This window comes from candidate division KSB1 bacterium, assembly GCA_034521575.1.
GTDB lineage: Bacteria > Zhuqueibacterota > Zhuqueibacteria > Residuimicrobiales > Krinioviventaceae > JAXHMJ01.
Map to the genome: position 1 here is coordinate 1,168,429 of JAXHMJ010000005.1, position 17,005 is coordinate 1,185,433.

A 17,005-nucleotide genomic window follows, 5' to 3' on the forward strand; every position below is an offset into this window, starting at 1 on the left:
GATGCTGCCTGTACATGCGTATGCTGCAGGTGAATCTAATATCCGGCGCGCGCATTCGCCAGCCACAAATCAAAATCCGCCTGATTCAGAACACCGTCCATATTGAAATCACAGTCGCTATACTTTTCCTGACGCTGAGCGGCGTTGAGCCATTCTGTGTAATCACGCGTGGTGACAGAACCGTTTTGATCGGAATCGCCGGAAATCAGTCCATAAAAAAGTGAATCCGGTTGTAACAGTTTAATGCGGTCTGCGTCCAGACAGGCTGCCGCCAGTCTAAAATCGATGTTCGCGGGCTCGGCGTCCTGCAGGGTAACCGGATTCAATGACTGTACTGCAATGTGCGAACGATGCACCAGTGAAATATCGTACTGGCCTTTCGGCACTTGAAGCAGCAGCTGCGGCTCATTGACAACCGGATCAATCAACATCCCGTCACCGCGCAGCAACGCGCATGCGGTCTGCACAACTGAACCCGTTGCAGGATCATGCAGGCGCACAAACAACCAGTCGATGATATCATCGATATTGCTGAAAACGATACGGCTGTCCGCATCATAAGGGGATTGTTCAGGCGTCTCGAAACCAGCGACCATATGTCCCGCGCCGGCATCAAATGCGCCCTCCAGATAACATTGAACGCGGAGCGCGGCCTTGTCCGCGCCTGAAGACGACTGCAGCAGGACAAAATACATTCGAGACCCGTCCGCCCCCTGATTGCCGTCCAGCTGAACCTGTCCGGCCGGAAACTCTTTCTGCAGGCACTGCATGGTACCGTCCGCTGTCTGCACGGTTTCACCCGTGGACTGCCAGTCCTGCAGCCAGTCCGGCAGACTCGCGCCGTTTTCATACGCCACCGTAACTGTAACGGCCTGCTTGACAATAAAGGACATGGCGTTGGCACTGTCCGACATGCGGTCCGCGTAGGCGGTACGAATCAGTGTGCTGTTTTGGTAACTGTCCGGGATGTCCGTGACCGCCGTTTCCCGGTCTGTATAACATACCGAGCCATCAGTCAAAGGCGCAATGGCATAGTTAACCGGAGTGAGGTCAAACACCCGCACCGATGTGGTGAAACTGTAATTCAAAGATGTACCCGGAGCGATGAGATTCGCATCTCCGGCACAATCGGCAATCTCATTGACAGATAAAGTGTACACACTGTCTGACGCATGTTCCCCCGTATACAGCAGGGTCGTTTTATGGTCATCCTGCAACACAGCCTGATAAACCGGTATAGCGGGTGAAATACTGTAATTCGCAATCGTTTCAGCAGCGTGCGTGCGCACACATTCGTCAAACTCTATCCTTAATTGATTATGCGCGCTGTTTGTTAAAACCGCTATTTCAGGCAATTCGGTGTCCAGGGGGAATTCCTGCAGATGGGTCACGTTTTCAATATAATCGCCTCTCTGAACTCTATTAAATTCACAACCGATGAGCCGAACATCATCAACAGGGGAACGTTCATAGCCTTTAAGCCACAGCCCCCAGTAGCTGCTTTCAGAGGTCACGTTCTCCAGGATAATGTCACGGACAATGGGAGTATAAGCCCCGACATCCCCCTCTCCGTAATAAAAATTCACTTTAAAAACCGCCTCGCCGACATCAGAAATGTGAACATTGCGGAAATGAATATTTTCAATAATCCCGCCGCGCACCGAATTGGTTTTGATGCGCAGGGCGCGCTTTAGATTTGGGTGTCCCATGGTACAGTTTTCAACATAAAGATTGCGGATATCCCCGGTGCACTCGCTTCCCATGACAATGCCGCCGTGTCCGGCTTGCATGTGGCAATTGCGCACCACCACGTTTTCACAGGCCACATCAACCCGGCGGCCGTCCGCGTTGCGGCCGGACTTTAATGCGATACAATCGTCACCGTTGTTGAAATAACAGTCCTCGATGAGCACATAGCTGCAGGATTCCGGATTGCAGCCGTCATTATTGGGTCCCAGACTGTTAATTGTCAGACCGCGTATGGTCACATTATTGGACAGTACCGGATGCACCACCCAAAAGGGAGAATTGAGCAGCGTCACACCTTCGATCAATACATTGTCGCAGGAATACGGCTGAATCAGAGGCGGCCGCAGATAATAGCCGTCGCCGAACACGCGCTCTTCCACCGGCACACCGGCTTCCGCCATATCTTCAAGGATCGCTTTGCTTTCCACATGGCCGTTTTCCTTCCACGGCCACCACACCGTGTCGCCGGCCTGACCATTGATCACTCCGCTGCCGGTAATGGCTATATTTTCCTGCTCATAGGCATAAATAAACGGGGAATAATTCATGCACTCCATGCCTTCAAACCTTGTATACACCACCGGCAGATAATCAGCCGGGTCCTGACTGAAATGCAAAAATGCATTCTCCTCAAGGTGGAGATTCACATTGCTCTGTAAATGAATCGCGCCGGTCAAAAACGTATCAGCGGGAATGACCACCCGCCCGCCGCCGGCATTATGGCAGTCGGTAACGGCATCGTTGATGGCTTGTGTATTATCAGTGATGCCGTCCCCCACGGCTCCGTAATCTGTGATCAGGAAATCAACCGGCGGGAATTCCGGCGGCTGGATCTGTTCGAGTATAAAGGGTACATTTTCCCAATAACAGTCACATGTGACACCTCGCAAGGGCAAAACGCACAGAAACAGGCTGATGATACTGATCAAAAGCTGAAATAAATGTCGGTAATCCTTCAAATGCATATCCAATACTTACAAAATGATGCTGTAAAAAACAAGATTTTTTTCTTGTCTCTATAAACCAGCAAAAAAAGTGCCTTTTATTATAAATTGCTTATTGAAACATTGCAAGCAGAGACGCGAGAGCTTGCAGAGGGAAAAATCAACAAACACGTTTTAGTGCATGTGATGAAACAAGCGCTCGAAAACAAAATGGTAAAATATAGGCCAATAGATATTTTCCACGGTTTAAAAGCATAATTTGGATTAACTTTTTTCTTTGTGACCTCTGCTTCTTTGCGTGGATTGGTTTTTAAAATGGATGCAATGATGCCAGACAAAGCCAAAAACACAGTATATTTGATTTACAATTATCTTTACGACCTGCCGTTTAATATTTTCTCACTCGTTTCGTTATAGCACCCAAAAACTCTTTTAAATACAAAAAAGAAACGTTATTTTAAACGAATCATAGAGGAATTCCATGGCTTTTGTTTATATTGTCCGATGTGCGGACGGCACTTTTTATACAGGAATGGCCACCGACGTAGAACGGCGTGTCCAGCAGCATAACAGCGGCCGCGGCGCCAAATACACACGCGGACGCCGGCCGGTGGAACTGGTGTACTGCGAAGAACGGGAAACAGTCGGCAAAGCTCTCAGGCGTGAGAAAGAAATCCAGAAAATGAATCGGCATAAAAAAAGCGAATTGATAAAGTCGAAAAAACAAGCAAATTCCCATCCTGCCGACAAAGGCAGGATGGGAATTTCAGACTCGGAAATTTAAAAATCGGATTCCATTCTATCCTACTCTAATACAAGCATTTTTCGTAGCTATTGATTCTCACCAGCATGTAATCGATAAAAAAACAACAAAAAAAATACCAACCACCGCCGGTTTACATGACCCATTACTGCCTCCTGTAATATTGCATTAAACGGTTATATTCGTCCTCATTGATTTGTGACCAGATGATAAAACAACTCCAGTGTTTTCCCGGCCCCTCCTTCCGGCGGGGTCTCGTTCCAGTGTTTGGACTCTTCGCCATCGTGATTCACCAGAATATGATCGTAATCCTGACCCCACAGGACTTCTTCCCAGGCCTTTTGAGCGCGAATATTGATATCCTGCATCACCTGATCCGTCAATTCAATCCCCTGATTCCGCGCCCGCTTGACCAGTTTGGTGATCTGGATCGCGGTCAAGGCCTCGGCCATGCTGACGTCTCCCATGGCTGTGCGCACGCTGTCAATATCATCAAAGGAGGCAGGCTGAATAAAAATACGCTGCCAGACTATGTTGTGTGCGGTTTTAACAAGCTGGTGATTCATCAGTTCGCGCGCCAGAGTCGGATAAATATCATAAATCACATAGTCGAATGTTTCCCGCAGGTTCAGCAACGCTTCAACATCCACAGCCTGGCGGATATGACGGGTTTTGGCCACGGCATAACGGGCCGGATCCAGATCCCGGATTTGCGCTTCATCGCGGAAATAGTAATCCCGTCCTTCCTGTTCCACCGGCCGCGGACTGCGACTGGTATACAGCAGCGGCCTCGCATGATGAAAATCAGGATATACGCGCCGCAGCGCGTTCAACAGCGGCGTTTTCCCGACACATGACGTGCCTGACAAAATAACAATTTTCATAAATATAGCCCCTTTTTGTTCCTTTAATATACATAAAAATCTCATTTTTGCAAACCAAATCAAAACGAGCAGGTCCGCCGGGACAGAAACGTTAATGTCCAAAGCCGGAACAATCCGGGTTGGCCGGGGTTGGATATAATAGGGTGTTTCCCACACTTAACAATCTTGACTATTTGTAAAAAAAATTGTACTTTATGGGAAAAATTGAGGATACTATGCTCGAAGATATTCAGCAAAAACTAAAAGATATACACAGCCGTTCCAAAACGCTGTGGAGGTATCTTTGACATCGGCGACAAGGAAAATGAAATCGCCGATCTGGAAAATAAAAGTCAGGAACCGGATTTCTGGGACGACCCGGAACAGGCGCAGTCTGTTATGCGCAAAATCAGTTCCTTGAAAGAGTGGGTCGATTCCTGGCGCAACATCCATGACACCAGCGAACAAATGCAGGAACTGGTCGAGATGGCTCAGGAAGAAAATGATGCCAGCATGGTCAACGAAGTGGAGCGTGAAGTCCGCAGTCTGGAAAAACGTCTGGAACGCCTGGAATTCCAGAAAATGCTCGGGCGCCCGGAAGACTCGAAAAGCGCGATTCTGACCATTCATCCCGGCGCCGGCGGCACGGAATCCCAGGACTGGGCTGAGATGCTGCTGCGCATGTACACGCGCTGGATTGAAAACCAGGGATTCAAAGCGGAATTCCTGGATTATCAGGCCGGGGACGAAGCCGGGATCAAAAGTGTGTCCATCGAAGTTAAAGGCTCATATGCTTACGGCTATTTAAAAGCCGAGGCCGGTGTGCACCGCCTGGTGCGTATTTCTCCATTCGACTCGAACAAACGCCGGCATACATCATTTGCCTCTGTGTTTATTTATCCGGAAATCGAAAAATCCGTCGAAGTGGATGTGGATGAAAAAGACCTGCGTATCGACACCTACCGCGCCAGCGGCGCCGGAGGTCAGCATGTGAACAAAACCAGTTCAGCTGTTCGCATTACTCACGAGCCCACCGGACTGGTGACGCAGTGTCAAAATGAACGCTCCCAGCACCGCAACAAGGAAGCGGCGATGAAGATGCTGCTCTCCCAGTTGTACAAACGCAAACTGGAAGAAGAGGAAGCCAAGCGCGCCAAGCTGGAAGATTCCAAAAAAGAGATCGGCTGGGGCAGCCAGATCCGGTCTTATGTGTTTCATCCGTACAATATGGTCAAAGATCACCGCACCAGCGTGGAAACCAGCAATGTTCAGGCTGTAATGGACGGCGAGCTGGATGAATTTATACAAACGTACCTCATGCAATCTACTGGATCCAAACAATAGAGAGACCCGATGAGTGAAGAAAAGCAAGACCTGAATGAAGTGATGAAAATGCGCCGGCAAAAGCTAAAACAGATCAGAGAAATGCAGGTTAACCCGTTTGCCTATTCCTTTGATGTCAGTCACAGAGCGCGGGATATCACATCCAATTTCGATAAATTTAATGAGAAAACCGTTTCCGTGGCTGGACGGCTTCGATCGATCCGGCGTATGGGCAAAGCCTCGTTCGCGCATATCATGGATGAATCCGATCAGATCCAGATCTATGTGCGCCGGGACGATGTGGGTGAACCCTCTTATGACCTGTTCAAGCTCACAGATATCGGCGATTTTATCGGTGTGACCGGCAGCGTGGTCAAAACCCGGGCCGGAGAAATCACGATCAAAGTCGATGCATTGACCCTGCTGAGCAAAAATCTGCACCCTCTGCCCATTGTCAAGGAACGCGAGCAAGATGGTAAAACCGTCACTTTTGACGCGTTTTCAGATACCGAAGCGCGCTATCGCCAACGCTACGTTGACCTCGTGGTGAACCGGGATGTCAAGGATGTCTTTGTCAAACGTTCACGAATCATTACCGCCATGCGCGGTTATCTGGATGAAAAAGGCTATCTGGAAGTTGAAACCCCGGTGCTTCAGCCCATTTACGGCGGCGCGGCGGCGCGGCCGTTCAAAACGCATCACAATGCCCTGGATATTCCTCTGTACATGCGCATTGCGGACGAGCTTTATCTGAAACGCCTGATTGTCGGCGGATTCGAGGGTGTTTATGAAATCAGCAAAGATTTCCGCAATGAAGGCATTGACCGCACCCACAATCCCGAATTCACCATGATGGAACTGTATGTGGCGTACCAGGATTATTCCTTCATGATGGACCTGGTGGAGGACATGCTCAACCATATCGCGCAGCAGGTGATCGGCTCTTCAACCATAACCTATCAGGGCGAGGAAATCAACCTGACCCCTCCCTGGCCGCGTCTGCCTCTGTATGAAGCCATAGAAAAGTACACCGGCAAGAATCTGTACGGCCAATCAAAAGAGGAATTACGCGCTGCCGCCAAAGATCTGAACGTCGAGATTGAGGATTTTTGGGGCGAAGGCAAGCTTTTGGACGAAATCTTCAGCGAACGCGTGGAACCGAATCTGATCCAGCCCGTGTTCATCTGCGATTACCCGGTGGAACTATCGCCGCTGGCCAAACGTCACCGCAATGATCCGAAACTGGTTGAGCGGTTTGAACCGTATGTGGCGGGACGCGAAATCGGAAACGCATTCTCCGAGCTCAATGATCCTATCGACCAGCGCAAACGTTTTGAATCCCAAACAGCCCTGCGCGAAGCCGGAGACGAAGAAGCACAGATGATGGATGAAGATTTCCTGCACGCGCTTGAAATCGGCATGCCCCCGACCGCCGGGCTGGGCATGGGCATTGACCGGCTGGTCATGCTTCTGACCGATCAGGCCTCAATTCGCGATGTGATCTTTTTCCCAACCATGCGACCGGAATAATGCCATGTCATTTGAATCGTTTATTGCAGTCCGTTATCTGAAATCCAAACGCCAGACCGGTTTTATTTCGCTGATATCCTATATTTCCGTAACCGGCGTGGCCATCGGGGTTGCCGCCTTGATCATCGTGCTGTCCGTCATGAACGGATTTGAATCCCAAGTGCGCAGTCGTTTTATCGGAGTGGACACGCATGTCAAAGTCCGCACCTTTCATGACCGCGGCGTAACACATTACGAACAATTGATGCAGGACATCGCAGACACCCCGCATATCCGGGCCATGTCTCCGTATATTCATGAAAAAGGACTGATCTTTTGCAGGGACAAATCAACCGGTCTTTTGATCCGCGGTATCGATCCGCAAACCATCGGCCAGGTTTCCCGGCTTCCCGAAAGCATCACCTTCGGCGAACTCAATCTGGATACACAGTACAAAAGCCGGGGACGCGAACTGGACGGGGTTGTCCTGGGGTTTAATCTGGCTGACCGGCTGGTGGTAACCGTCGGGGATACCGTGACCGTTGCGAGTTTCAAAAACATAAAATCGTTCGGACAAATGCCGCAGATGCGTCAATTCATTGTCACCGGTTTTTTCGAAACCGGCTTGTTTGAATTCGACAACAGCATGGCGTACATTTCCATTGCTTCGGCGCAAAAATTGTTCAATATGAACGGTGTGGTGTCCGGTATCGGCATCAAACTGGACAATTATGAAAACGCCGACAAGGTGGCCATGCAGCTCGATGACCAGCTGGGCTACCCGTATCGCATCCTCACTTACTTTGATCTGAACCGCAACCTGTTTGCCTGGATGCAGATTGAGAAATGGGCGGCCTTTGTGGTGTTGTGTCTCATCATTATGGTGGCAGCCTTTAACATTGTCAGCACCATGATTATGGTGACCATGGAGAAAACCCGCGATATCGGGATACTGCGATCTATGGGCGCCACCCCGAACAGTATCCGCAAAATCTTTACCTTGCAGGGCCTGATTGTCGGGATCATCGGCACGGGGCTGGGCGCTTTGATCGGCTACCTGCTGTGCTGGGCGCAATACAAGTATCACTTTTTCTCACTGCCCATGGATGTCTACATCATTGACTGGCTGCCGATTCTGATGAAATGGACGGATTTTATCTTTATTTCAGTGGCCGCCATTCTCATAACCTATGCAGCTTCGGTATATCCGGCTGCCCGAGCAGCGAAACTTGATCCGGTAGAGTCTATACGCTATGAATAATACACCTGAACACCCTATTTTAGTGCGAACCAATAACGTCCACAAGACGTATAAAAAGAAAGCATCTTCACTGCATGTACTCAAAGGCATTGACCTGAACGTGAAACAGGGTGAAATCATTGCCATCGTCGGACCGTCCGGGGTGGGCAAAAGCACTCTGCTTCACATCCTCGGTATCCTGGACCGGCCGGACCAGGGCTCGGTTGAAATCGATGGACTTGATGTGTTTGCATTTGATGATTTGAAATGCGCGAAAATCAGGAACAAAACCGTGGGTTTTGTGTTTCAGGCACACCACCTGCTCCCGGAATTTTCGGCCATGGAAAACATCATGATGCCCGGGATGATCTCCGGCTACAACAGACAGGAATTGCGGGAGGATGCATTGAACATGCTGGCCAAAGTCGGATTGCAGGAACGGGCTGACCATCGTCCCAACGAATTGTCTGGCGGGGAACAACAACGGGTGGCCCTGGCCAGGGCGCTGATCAACAACCCCAAACTGTTGTTGGCTGACGAACCCACCGGCAATGTGGATATCCATGCAGCAGACAGACTGCATGATATCCTGTGGACGCTGAACCGGGAGGAAGGCCAGACGCTGGTGCTGGTCACTCATAACCATGACCTGGCCGCGCAAGCCGACCGGATCGTGGAATTGTTTGACGGCAAGATCAAGAATATCACCGTGAACCGCAAATAAAGGGATATATGGCATAATTATTGTAAATTTTTAGAACAGGAATAAAACACCCGCTTACGGGTTTATAGGATATAGAACAGCATATTGATAAATACATTTTTTTTAATAGAGGTCACACTATGAAAAATAATTTTTCCAGCAGAGTCCAGATGATCATACAATTTGCTCGGGAAGAGGCGCTCAGACTGGGACACGATTATATCGGCACCGAACATCTGCTTCTGGGATTGATCCGTGAAGGTGAAGGCAGAGCGATCGAGATTCTGCGTAATCTGGGATGCGATCTGGAAGAAATACTGCAGGCCATTGAGGATGCCGGTCGTGTTTCAAACGACACTATGACGTTGGGCAATATACCGTTCACCAAACGGGCGGAAAAAATATTAAAAAATGCTTATGTGGAAGCGGAACGACATAAATCGGATATTATCGGCACAGAACATCTGCTCCTGGCCCTGGTCAAAGAGCAGGAAGGTCTGGCCGCACAAATATTGAACAGTTTTGACGTAACTTATAATGCTATTTCAGCAGAATTGGGACGGATCATGGAACATTCCCAGCATGCACAGCAACCGACAGGCGAAACTCGAGGCAAATCAAAAACACCGGCTCTGGATCACTTTGGTCGTGATTTGACGAAACTCGCCAAACAGGATAAACTCGATCCAATCATCGGCCGACATAATGAAATCCAGCGTGTGGCGCAAATTCTGAGTCGCCGCAAAAAGAACAATCCGGTGCTCATTGGCGAGCCGGGTGTGGGCAAAACCGCGATTGCGGAAGGTCTGGCGTTGCGCATAGTCGACAAAAAAGTGCCGAGGATCCTGTACAACAAACGGGTGATTACCCTGGATCTCGGAGCCATTGTGGCCGGAACCAAATACCGTGGTCAGTTCGAAGAGCGCATGAAAGCGATTATGAACGAACTGAGCAAAATGACGGATATCATTCTGTTCATTGACGAGCTGCACACCATTGTCGGCGCCGGCGGCGCTTCCGGGTCCCTGGATGCCTCCAATATGTTCAAACCGGCTCTGGCGCGTGGTGAACTGCAGTGTATCGGAGCAACCACACTGGACGAGTATCGGCAGTACATTGAAAAAGACGGCGCCCTGGAACGGCGCTTTCAAAAAGTGATGGTTGATCCGCCCTCCCTGGATGAGACGCGCGAGATCATCAAAGGATTGCAGCATCGCTACGAAAAACATCATCATGTGCACTATTCCGATGAAGCGCTCAAGGAGATTCTCAGTTTATCCGAGCGTTATATCACCGACCGGTTCCAGCCCGACAAAGCCATTGACGTTCTGGATGAAACCGGCGCGCGTGTGCATTTGAACAATATTGTGGTGCCGCAGGAATTTGTGGAAATTGAAAACAAAATCAAAGAGATCCGCAAAGAAAAAGAAAATGTGGTTCGCTCGCAAAATTTTGAAAAAGCAGCCGAACTTCGTGATCGCGAAAAATCATTGTTCCAGGCTTTGGAAGAAGCCAAGGAACGCTGGAATGATGAACAGTCCGAGTTTTATGCAAGCGTCACCGGAGAGGACGTCGCGGAAGTGGTTTCCATGATGACCAAAATTCCGGTCACCCGGGTGGAAGAATCCGAATCCGAAAAGCTTTTAAAAATGGCGGATCAGCTCAAATATCGGGTGATCGGTCAGGATCCGGTGATCGAAATGCTGAGCCGCACCATCCGGCGTTCGCGTGCCGGACTCAAGGACCCCAATCGACCGATCGGATCGTTCGTGTTTCTGGGTCCCACCGGTGTGGGCAAGACGTATGTGGCCAAGGAACTGGCAAAATATATGTTTAATGATGAAAACGCGCTGGTGCGCATTGACATGTCCGAATATATGGAAAAATACTCTGTATCACGCCTCACCGGCGCGCCTCCCGGCTATGTCGGCTATGAAGAGGGCGGTCAGCTGACGGAAAAAGTGCGTTCGCATCCCTATTCCGTGGTGCTCTTTGACGAGATTGAAAAGGCGCATCCGGACATGTTCAACATCCTGCTGCAAATTCTGGATGAAGGACATATCACCGACGGTCTGGGACGCAAAATCGATTTCAAGAATACGATTTTGATCCTGACCAGCAACATCGGCGCCCGCCAGGTGCGCAGAGGCGGCTCAATCGGATTCACCAAACAGAGTGATCAAGACAATTACGAAAGCATGCGCGAGCGCATCACGGAAAAGGTCAAGGATACATTCAATCCCGAATTTTTGAATCGCCTGGACGACCTGGTTGTTTTCCGGCAGTTAAATCGGGATGATATGGTGCGCATCATCGATCTGCTGCTTGAAGATATGCTCAAAAAAGTGGCCGACCGGGATATGTACCTGGAGCTCACACGCGACGCCAAAGAACTATTGGCGGAAAAGGGATTCGATCCGGTGTACGGGGCGCGTCCCTTGAAACGCATCATCCAGACCCATATTGAAGATCAACTGGCGGAAGAAATGCTCAAAGGCCGCTTTGAGGACGGCGCGCAAATCAGCGTGCACCGCAAAAGTGATGAACTGGTGTTTAAGGAAATGGGAAAGAACAAGCCCAAACCGTCAAAAGAAAAACAAGAAACAGTCAATCATTAAAAATAAAGCCCGTTCAACTGAACGGGCTTTTTTAATTTCTCCTGCCAACAGTGATTTATTTCAGATACATCATTCGCCCCGTCTGCTTGACATCTCCGGCCCGGAATTGATAGATATAAAGTCCGGAAGACATTGGAACTCCCTGTCCATTCGTCGCGTCCCATTCGATATGCTGTCGACCGGCGTTTTGCATTCCGTCAACCAACGTGCGAATCAACCGACCGTGTATGTCATAGACCTGCAGAGATACAACTGTGGCATCCGGCAGGTCATATTCAATCGTGGTGCTGGGATTGAACGGATTCGGATAATTGCCGTACACCCGGAAGCTGCGGCTGGCATTCAGCTCTTCTATTCCTGTAGATAAAGCCTCGGCTGCAAGCGGTCCATGGTCGGTCCCAGCGCCGTTCAAGCCTACATCACGGATCATATAATAATAGGTTCGTCCCGGTTCTACACGGCGGTCTGTGAATTCATAATATTTGACCGTGCCCTGAACACGGGTGGCCTGCGTGATCAATGTATGGCTCACCATTTCAAACGGACCCTGCTGAGAAAGACTGCGCAGCACAGAATAGCCCGCATGGTCAATCTCCTGTTCTGCCGTCCAGCTGATATGAATTCCATCCTCATCAGCCTTTGCATTGAGTTGAGAAAGCGCGACAGCGACGGGTGTATAACTGTTTGTATCCCAATAGTAATCTTCTACCTCACCGGTAGTGGCAACACCCGTTGCAGAGGCGCCGCCGTCGCCGGAATTATTGGTAAAGCGAAAGCGGGAATAGGTATCATTGACCAGTGTCGGCCATTGAATGGTCAGATTATACGTGCCAGCTGCGGATAAATAGGTTTCAGAAATCGTGCCGGTTGTCACTGTAGCCGGACCGGTCGAAGAATTCAAGGTAACCGCATCCAGAGTACCATCCCCGTCAAAATCGATGAATGCGGACAGGTAACCGGGAGCGCCGGCCTTAACCGTCAGTACAGCTGTACTATTGTCAAAATCGATCGAGGACAGAACAATACCATCCTCGTCATTGATTGAAGACATATTATCCCCTCCGGCCACCACATCCGGTTGACCCTCGGTTTCCGAATCCGGACCGGTGCCCAGATAGGCGCCGTTGGCTATGATATAATGCTGAGCCCCGTTGCTGGCGACCCGTGTTCCGTAAGTATCCGGAAGATCTCCAAAATCAGATAAAATCGTCTCGTCTCCGGGCGGAAAGTCATCATTTTCATCTTCATCCCCTGTATCGGGATCAATATAGTCGGTTTTCATGGGAGAGTGATGTGACGAACCGGAAAACACATAGATGGGATTGGGCCCGAAACTGCTCAAATCCACGGACCACTCATAAACCATGGACCACTCCCATTCATAATTGGGATCATAGGTGATTTGCCCGCTCGCCGGATATCCGGTCATTTGATTCACATTTTCATTGCTGTCCCATGCGGATTTCCAGTTACCCACACCCGTTCCATAAACTTCCAGATCAAACAATTGTGTACCTGAATTGTAGCGTTGGGCGTAATTGTTCAGGTTGCAGGTAAAAGAGCTTGCTGAAGTATATCCCGGAGGGGCTGTGCCCAAACCATTTCCTGTTGTATTATCGGAAACCCAACCTGTATTAATACCGGGCGAGGGATTGTATGCATACCCTTGCTGCCAATCATAAGAAGTGGAACCTATCGTCAAAGTAAAACCTGCGAATTCAGAATTAGTCAGCGTATTGACGTCATGAGACTTTTTCCAATCGGCACTTTTCATATACGGATCCCGATCTCTTCCGCCGCCGCTTAAAGGACTAAACACACAATCATTCACACTCCGATGAACAACCAGGGCGACATAAAGGGTATTCTCGTGCACGGTATAATACAATCCGCTTCCATATTCAGAGGTTGAATACAGAGTGTAAATGGCATCATCTCCATCTCCGTAAAACAAACCATTGACAGTTGGCTGGGCATATAATTGCAAAGAAGAAAGTAACAGCACAAACAAAAGACTCCATTTTGTGCCGGTTTTTAACTTTACACTATTTTTCATTTAATTTACTCTTTTCATAGCACGAACGATTAACGTGAGAGTTGAACTGCAATTTACATCACTCAAATATCATGCCGCTTTTTTTAAATATAATATCTATTTTCATTTCCTGCTATTGTTTTTATTTAACTTAAACACATATATTGCATCAGGTGTCCATTCAACTTTCATTTGTTAATAATCTTAACATATAATCGGGTAATTTTGTACCATATGGGGAAATTTACCCGATTTGGGTTCAGGAAATTTCCATAAAAAAAGCCCGGACACGATCCGGGCTTTCATTGAAATGAGATTGAATCCAGGCTGTTATTTCATATAAATCATCGATCCGTTTTGGGTCACATCGCCGGCCCGAAAGCGATAAAAGTATGTACCGGAAGAAACAGACGCTCCGGCATTGTTTGTCGCATCCCACTCTACCCGGTAACGCCCGGAGCCCTGCGATTGCGAGACCAGCGTCGTTATCAGACGGGCGTTGATATCGTAAATCTCGAGATGTACAAAAGAAGCTTCCGGCAGACGGTATTCAATCACTGTGCTCGGATTAAAGGGATTGGGATAATTATCAGAAATCCAGTATTGATCCACTGCGATTTTTTGTTCAATACCGGTCGTGGTCACCTTCACCGGACCAAAGGGCTGAGAGCCGCCGCTCAAATCGACCGCATTCAGTCTGTAATAATAGGTTTTATCGGATCGGACTTGGCTATCAGTATAGGCATAGGATTTCAGCGCACCCTGTTTAGAGTCCGGCTCGGTGATTAATCCGGAAAATAAAGCCTTAAAAGGACCGGTTTTCGATTCACTGCGCGAGACGGTGTATCCGGCATGATCCACTTCGTTCTCGGACGTCCAGGTTAAAATGACGGCATTGTTGTCCAGTTGAGCATCAAAAGACGCCAGGCTCACCGCCACCGGATCGGTATCGCCCAGCTGCGCGTAATAGTCCTCCACCTCGCCGAACCCGTCGCCGTAGCCGGACGGGGAGAGCGGATCGCTGCTGTAGCCGGTATCCAGACGAAAGCGCACATAGGTCAAGTCCGCAGAGGCCACATCCGGTACGGTAAAAGTATACTCGCGGGATTCGGCCATCGTCTGATTGCTTTTGGCCAGACTCGAGATCGCAGATTTTGCCATGCTGCCTTTGTACACATCATTATCAATAATCAAATCCGGGCTGCCGTTATCAAATCCGTCGCCGTCAAAATCAAACCATGCAGCAAGTCTGGCGTTCACACCGGCCGCAACCGTCACGTCGACCTGTACTTTATACCGGGCGCCGCGGACAAAGTACAGCGGTTCACTCATTTCGCTCCAGGTCGCCCCGGCATCTTCAGTGGAATAAAACGTCACCCCGTCTTCATCATCAATGTCGCTGTTGTCATCATCATCTGCAGTCAGCGTTCCGGTATAAACCCCTTCTTTGTCCACAGACGAACCCAAATAGGCATAGGAGGCATCCACCGCTTCGCCGGCCGGGAGCCAACCCTCGGCCGCATCTCCATAATCTGCATATTCGAGCGACAGTACCTGCACCCGGTAATCCTCCACCTCACCGTCCGATGCGCCGCCTGTGGGGGAGAGACCCGTTTCACTGCTGAACCGGAAGCGCGCATAGGACACGCCCTGCGTCACATTGGCGGGAACCGAATAATTCAGATTGTTGGCGCCGCCGCTCAAGGCCTGATCCGTAAAAATTTGTTCGCCGGTATCATCAAAATCGCCGTCGCCATTGAAATCCATCCAGGCATTGAGATAACCGGACAGATTGGCGGTTGCGGTCAGGGTTGCGGTTTCACCGGCGGCAATTTTTGATGTAAATTCAATACCGTCTTCATCGTTTTCCGTATTGTCGTTATCATCACCCGATGCCTCGGCGCCGGGGAGTCCGTCCATATCCGCATCCACAAAAGCGCCCAGCGTGGGATTTGATGCAGATGTTAATTCATGGTACGGGCCGTTATCAGCTTTAACTGTTGGATAGGGGGACGGTAAATCACCAAAATCCTTGGGCGTAATGGTGGTCAGGCTGACTGTGCCTGATATGGGAATGGGCACATTCTCGTTGTCATCTTTTGAGGGCGAATTATGAGCGCTGTTGACGCGAAACTCCATGGTTCCGGTAATCCCGTCCAGCGGGATCATCATTTCATAAACCAGAGCCCACTCCCATTGATTGACGCTGTCCCAAAAGGGATAACCACCGGAAAGGCTATTGGGATCGTTGGGGTCATGTGGAGATTTCCAGGGGGCCCGTCTGCCGCCGCCGTCAAAATATTCGGGATGATTGGTTACCCACGAGTCGTTGTTCAGATTCCATTGCAGAGAACTTTTGGAAATAGTTCCTTCTGGTGGTAATAGACCATTTTTTGAAGACCCATCATCTCCCCAAGCATCCGACAGCCAGTCAGCTTCCATAGGATCACCATCTCCGTCCGCGTCATAAACATAGTCCTGATGCCAGGACAGTGTTTCGTTCACACCATTTTTGGTACGTGTAAACGAAAACTCGAGATGATCGGAGCCAACCAGTTCATAACCGGTCCGTCCCGCTCCCCGGCTCCAACCGGCTGAGCTGATATAATCCGTTTCCTTAAACTTGTCAAACACATTGTCATTAACAGAAGGATCGACCACCACCGCCATATAAAGAGAATTATTTTCCAGATAGTAGTATAAAGTGCCCCGGCCCTCTTCATTTTCCGCCAGCACTTCATATTCGCCAGAATCCCCGTCGCCGTAAAACAAACCGTTAACCGTGGGAGTGGCATTCAAAAATGCAAATGTACTAAAAAAAAGTCCGCTGCATAAAAACCGTTTGACCAGTGTGTTCATACTATCTATTAACATTTTTATACTCCACGGGCAAAAATAGCCCGATATTGATTGTAATAACCGATTAATAAAACATACTTTACATCTATATACAATAGATTCAAATATTATGCCATTTCTTTTAAAACCAGGCCTGTATCCGACGATAAAAAAACGCCTTATCTTATTGTTTATATACATCTTTTAATTTTACGGAAATTATATTTACATCTCGTTTGCAAAAGATATTAACTTAAAGCGGGGTGTTTTTACCCAGTGGTTATATTTTACCCAATTATCTCTGAAACTGTGAATTGCTTATAACTGAAACAGTGTCAATAATACATCCGGCGCTGCTGCCACCCAAAATCGAATCCGGCGGCCAAACAGGCCTTTTTATTGGCAGGCAAACGTGAATTG

Annotated in this window: 10 protein-coding genes; 6 read left to right on the top strand and 4 right to left on the bottom strand. The window is 49.1% G+C overall.

Translation table 11 applies throughout. The features are described from left to right. Window positions 1-35: 35 nt before the first annotated feature. Window positions 36-2,708 carry a glycoside hydrolase family 28 protein gene (locus U5R06_18295; protein MDZ7724699.1) on the bottom strand — a complete coding sequence of 891 codons (2,673 nt, stop codon included), beginning with the start codon at window positions 2,706-2,708 and terminating at the stop codon, window positions 36-38. A 466-nt stretch (window positions 2,709-3,174) separates the two neighbouring features. Here U5R06_18295 and U5R06_18300 point away from each other — a divergent pair, with 466 nt between their 5' ends. Next, the gene (locus U5R06_18300; GenBank protein ID MDZ7724700.1) at window positions 3,175-3,477 is read left to right on the top strand and encodes a GIY-YIG nuclease family protein; all 303 of its coding nucleotides are present in this window, start codon (window positions 3,175-3,177) and stop codon (window positions 3,475-3,477) included. Window positions 3,478-3,644: 167 nt separating this feature from the next. Here U5R06_18300 and U5R06_18305 read toward each other — a convergent pair whose 3' ends face one another. Then, complete coding sequence (locus U5R06_18305) at window positions 3,645-4,340, bottom strand: hypothetical protein (GenBank protein ID MDZ7724701.1); 696 nt, start codon at window positions 4,338-4,340, stop codon at window positions 3,645-3,647. 215 nt (window positions 4,341-4,555) lie between these two features. Here U5R06_18305 and prfB point away from each other — a divergent pair. The 5 genes from prfB to U5R06_18330 all read left to right on the top strand — a co-directional run bounded on the left by prfB (window position 4,556) and on the right by U5R06_18330 (window position 11,712). Further along, window positions 4,556-5,663, top strand: a protein-coding gene (prfB, locus tag U5R06_18310) for a peptide chain release factor 2 (GenBank protein MDZ7724702.1) whose coding sequence is annotated in 2 segments (ribosomal slippage) — window positions 4,556-4,624 and window positions 4,626-5,663 — 1,107 coding nt in all. Because the reading frame shifts where the segments join, the coding sequence is not laid out codon by codon here. Between the two features lie 9 nt (window positions 5,664-5,672). Next, window positions 5,673-7,172 (top strand): lysine--tRNA ligase, encoded by a 1,500-nt coding sequence (gene lysS, locus U5R06_18315; GenBank protein ID MDZ7724703.1) that lies wholly within the window; start codon window positions 5,673-5,675, stop codon window positions 7,170-7,172. A 4-nt stretch (window positions 7,173-7,176) separates the two neighbouring features. Then, window positions 7,177-8,412, top strand: a complete 1,236-nt coding sequence (locus U5R06_18320; GenBank protein ID MDZ7724704.1) for an FtsX-like permease family protein — start codon at window positions 7,177-7,179, stop codon at window positions 8,410-8,412. Beyond that, the gene (locus U5R06_18325; protein ID MDZ7724705.1) at window positions 8,405-9,115 is read left to right on the top strand and encodes an ABC transporter ATP-binding protein; all 711 of its coding nucleotides are present in this window, start codon (window positions 8,405-8,407) and stop codon (window positions 9,113-9,115) included. Before U5R06_18320 ends, U5R06_18325 begins: the two co-directional genes overlap by 8 nt. 119 nt (window positions 9,116-9,234) lie before the next feature. Further along, a complete protein-coding gene (locus U5R06_18330; GenBank protein MDZ7724706.1) occupies window positions 9,235-11,712 on the top strand; it encodes an ATP-dependent Clp protease ATP-binding subunit in 2,478 nt (825 codons plus the stop codon). Window positions 11,713-11,767: 55 nt separating this feature from the next. Here U5R06_18330 and U5R06_18335 read toward each other — a convergent pair whose 3' ends face one another. Both U5R06_18335 and U5R06_18340 read right to left on the bottom strand, forming a co-directional pair. Continuing rightward, on the bottom strand, window positions 11,768-13,768 hold the full coding sequence (locus tag U5R06_18335) for a GEVED domain-containing protein (protein ID MDZ7724707.1): 2,001 nt from the start codon (window positions 13,766-13,768) through the stop codon (window positions 11,768-11,770). A gap of 309 nt (window positions 13,769-14,077) precedes the next feature. Continuing rightward, window positions 14,078-16,621 carry a GEVED domain-containing protein gene (locus U5R06_18340; protein ID MDZ7724708.1) on the bottom strand — a complete coding sequence of 848 codons (2,544 nt, stop codon included), beginning with the start codon at window positions 16,619-16,621 and terminating at the stop codon, window positions 14,078-14,080. Window positions 16,622-17,005: the final 384 nt, after the last annotated feature.